The organism is Demequina sp. (genome assembly GCF_024642165.1).
Classification (GTDB): Bacteria; Actinomycetota; Actinomycetes; order Actinomycetales; family Demequinaceae; genus Demequina.
On record NZ_JAHEBP010000157.1, the window covers coordinates 1 to 3,753 of the forward strand.

Below are 3,753 nucleotides of genomic sequence, written 5' to 3' on the forward strand. Positions count from 1 at the left end.
TCAAGCAGATCATCGTGGCACTCGCGAACGTCCTGGGCCGCGGCGACATCCGCGTCCTGGCCAACGTGAACATCGGCACCGACCTGTCGCTGCAGGACCTGCGCGAGCACTACGACGCGGTGATCTTCGCTACCGGGTCGTTCTCGGACGCGGACCTTGAGATCCCGGGTATCGAGTTGACTGGCTCACATGGCGCGGCGGACTTCGTGTCCTGGTACGACGGCCATCCGGACGTCCCGCGCGAGTGGCCTCTCGAGGCGCGCGAGGTGGCCGTGTTCGGCGTGGGCAACGTCGCGCTCGACGTCGCTCGCATCCTCTCGAAGCACCCCAAGGACCTCATGCCCACGGACATCCCCGCCAACGTCCAGGCCGGCCTCGAGTCCTCCCCGGTGACGGACGTCCACGTGTTCGGCCGCCGCGGTCCGGCGCAGGTGAAGTTCTCGCCCCTGGAGCTGCGCGAGCTGGGCCACGTGCCCGACGTCGACGTCATCGTGTACCCCGAGGACTACGACTTCGACGAGGGGTCGATGGCGGCGATCGACGGCCACCACCAGACCAAGCAGGTGGTCAAGACCCTCACCGACTGGACCCTCAAGGAGCCCACCGGCGCCTCGCGCCGCATCCACCTGCACTTCCTGCAGAGCCCGCACGAGGTGCTGGGCGAGGACGGCAAGGTCGTAGGTGTCCGCATGGAGCGCACCGCGCTGCGGGGCGACGGCAACGTCACGGGCACGGGCGAGTTCATCGACTATCCGGTGCAGGCGGTCTACCGTGCGGTCGGCTACTGGGGAACCGAGATCGACGGCGTGCCGTTCGACGGCGGCCGCGGTGTGATCCGCAACGAGGCGGGACGCGTGACGGACGAGGACGGCGCCGCGGTTCCCGGCTTCTACGCCACCGGCTGGATCAAGCGCGGGCCGGTGGGACTCATCGGTCACACCAAGTCCGACGCGTCGGAGACCGTCGCGAATCTGGTCGAGGACGCTCCCGACCTGTACGCGAACACGAAGGCGAGCCCCGAGCAGCTGAGCCCGGACAACATCCTGCGACTGCTCAAGGAGCGCGGCGTCCCGGTGGTGCAGTGGAAGGACTGGGAGGTCCTCGACGCGCACGAGCGTGCCCTGGGCGAGCCGCACGGGCGCGAGCGCGTCAAGGTGGTCCCGCGCGAGGAGATGACGGACATCGCGCTGGGCCGGTCCTGACCCGCCGGATCCGCCAGAATCTCTCGGGCGCATCGGCCGGATTCCCACGGGCGCATCGGCCGGATTCTCGCGGGCGCATCGGCCGGATTCCCACTGGTCGATGTGAAGCGAGTCATCGCAGGTGAAGGATGTGACGGTCCCAGCCGTCACGCCCGCATCGTCCCGTCACATCGACCAGTGGGAATCCGTCGGGGTGGGGGAACCTGTTCGGGCACGCGACCGTTCTTGGTGCGAGAGATCGCGGAGGATACGTGGATAGGAAGTACTTCAACGGGCTGAAGACCACCGGCCTGTTCGTGGCGCTGTGGGCCGTCATGCTCGGCCTCGGCGTGTTCGTGGGCGGCGGCCAGTACCTGTGGCTGTTCGCGCTGCTGTCGGTGGTGGGCACGGCGTTCGGCTACTGGAACTCGGACAAGCTGGCGATCCGTGCCATGCGCGCCCGGCCGGTCACGGAGGTCGAGCAGCCCGCGATGTACCGCATCGTCCGGGAGCTCAGCCGCGAGGCCAACCAGCCCATGCCGCGGCTCTACATCTCTCCCACCGCGGCCCCCAACGCGTTCGCTACCGGCCGCAACCCGCAGAACGCCGCGGTGTGCTGCACGGACGGCATCCTCGAGCTCCTGGACGAGCGCGAGCTGCGCGGCGTGCTGGGCCACGAGCTCATGCACGTCTACAACCGGGACATCCTCATCGGCTCCGTCGCGGCCGCGTTCGCCGGCATGATCACCGCGATCGCGCAGATGCTGTTCTTCTTCGGCGGCGGCAACAGCAATCGCGACAATCCGTTCGGCGCGATCGGCCTCATCGCGATGCTCATCCTCGCGCCCATCGCGGCGTCGCTCATCCGGATGTCGATCTCGCGCACCCGCGAGTACGACGCGGACGAGGACGGCTCCACCCTCACGGGCGACCCGCTGGCGCTCGCCTCGGCGCTGCGCAAGCTCGATGCCGGCACGCGTGCGCGCCCGCTCAAGGACTCGCCCGAGCTCGAGAACGTCTCGCACATGATGATTGCGAACCCGTTCCGCGGCGCCGGCCTGCAGAACCTTTTCGCGACTCACCCGCCCATGGATCAGCGGATTGCGCGGCTCGAGGACATGGCCCGGTCTCGCGGCTACCAGCGCTAGCTGTCGCGCGCGCGACGCGTGAACGTCACGTGCGTCACGCCGCTCGGCGTGCTCACGGATTCGCTCGCGAACCGCTCCTCGAGACCGTCGAGCCCCGCCCACGGGCTGGTCCCGCGCCCGAGCACCACCGGCACCACCACCACGTGGAGCAGGTCGATCAGGTCCGCGGCGAGGAACTCGTTCACCACCGTGGGCCCGCCGCCGATGCGCACATCGAGGCCGCCCGCCAGCTCCCGCGCCGCCTCGAGCGCCACCGCGGGCGGGGCCGCGAGGAAGTGGAACGTGGTGTCGCCCGCCGTCAGCGGCGGCCGGGGGCGGTGGGTGAGGACGATGACCGGGGTGTGGAACGGCGTGTCCTCGCCCCACCAGCCGCGCCAGCCCGGGTCGTCGTGCCAGCCGGGCGGGCCGAACTTGCCCGCACCCATGATCTCCACGCCGATGCCGTGGCGCCAACGCCCCGCGAACGCATCGTCCGGCGTGGGCTCACCCGGGTCCCCGCCCATGTTCGCGCGGAAGGTCGCCGTCTCCTTGAACCACTCCATCAGCCGCATGCCAGCGTGGCCGAACGGGGCTTCCAGGCTCTGATCGGCGCCCGTCGCGAAGCCGTCGAGCGACACCGCAAGGTTGTGCACGCGCACGAGTGACATGAGCGCAGTGTGCCACCGCGCATCGGCGCGGCGCGCGGCCTAGCGGAAGTTGATGAACTGCAGCGCGGCCTCGACGTCCGCGCCCTTGAGCAGCGAGATGGTCGCCTGCAGGTCGTCGCGGGACTTCGAGCTCACGCGCAGCTCGTCGCCCTGGATCAGGGCGCGCACGGACTTGGGGCCCTCGTCGCGCACCAGCTTGGTGAGCTTCTTGGCCACGTCCTGCGCGATGCCCTCCTTGATGGTCGCGACCAGGCGGTACTCCTTGCCCGACGGCACCGGGTCGCCCCACTCGAGCGCCTTCATCGAAATCTGTCGCTTGGCGAGCTTCGCGATGAACACGTCCAGCACGGCCTTGACCCGGTCCTCGCTGTTGGCCTTCATGAGGATGCTCTCGCCCGAGAACTCGATCGAGGCGCCCACGCCCTTGAAGTCGTAGCGCTGCGCGATCTCCTTGGCGGCCTGGTTGAGCGCGTTGTCGACCTCCTGCTGGTCCACCTTGCTCACCACGTCGAAGCTGCTGTCGCCTGCCATGTCTCCTCCTCCTGCACCCCTGAAGAGAGGGCGCGAGCGGTGCCGTCTGGACCCGCCGCCCTGGTTCGCGTCGCGGGTCGAATCCTTGCTATCCTTCCATGCGCGCCGCCATGCGGCGCATCGGCGGGTTGCCCGAGCGGCCAAAGGGAGCTGACTGTAAATCAGCCGTCATCGACTTCGGGGGTTCGAATCCCTCACCCGCCACCGCAGACAGCGCCCCTCCCGGATCCGGGAGGGGCGCTGTCG

4 protein-coding genes and 1 tRNA gene are annotated in these 3,753 nt (G+C 69.3%); 3 read left to right on the forward strand and 2 right to left on the reverse strand.

The annotated features are described in order from the left end of the window. On the forward strand, positions 1 to 1,202 hold a 1,202-nt coding region (locus Q0L54_RS10790; protein ID WP_296668002.1), incomplete at its 5' end, for a pyridine nucleotide-disulfide oxidoreductase. A gap of 251 nt (positions 1,203 to 1,453) precedes the next feature. Then, on the forward strand, positions 1,454 to 2,329 hold the full coding sequence (gene htpX, locus Q0L54_RS10795) for a zinc metalloprotease HtpX (protein ID WP_296668004.1): 876 nt from the start codon (positions 1,454 to 1,456) through the stop codon (positions 2,327 to 2,329). Here htpX and Q0L54_RS10800 read toward each other — a convergent pair. Next, a complete protein-coding gene (locus Q0L54_RS10800; protein ID WP_296668006.1) occupies positions 2,326 to 2,976 on the reverse strand; it encodes a dihydrofolate reductase family protein in 651 nt (216 codons plus the stop codon). The two genes, htpX and Q0L54_RS10800, sit on opposite strands and share 4 nt — an antisense overlap. 39 nt (positions 2,977 to 3,015) lie before the next feature. Next, on the reverse strand, positions 3,016 to 3,507 hold the full coding sequence (locus tag Q0L54_RS10805; RefSeq protein ID WP_296668009.1) for a YajQ family cyclic di-GMP-binding protein: 492 nt from the start codon (positions 3,505 to 3,507) through the stop codon (positions 3,016 to 3,018). Between the two features lie 122 nt (positions 3,508 to 3,629). On the opposite strand from Q0L54_RS10805, the gene Q0L54_RS10810 reads away from it, so the two are divergent. Further along, positions 3,630 to 3,711 (forward strand) — tRNA-Tyr (locus tag Q0L54_RS10810). Positions 3,712 to 3,753 lie beyond the last annotated feature (42 nt).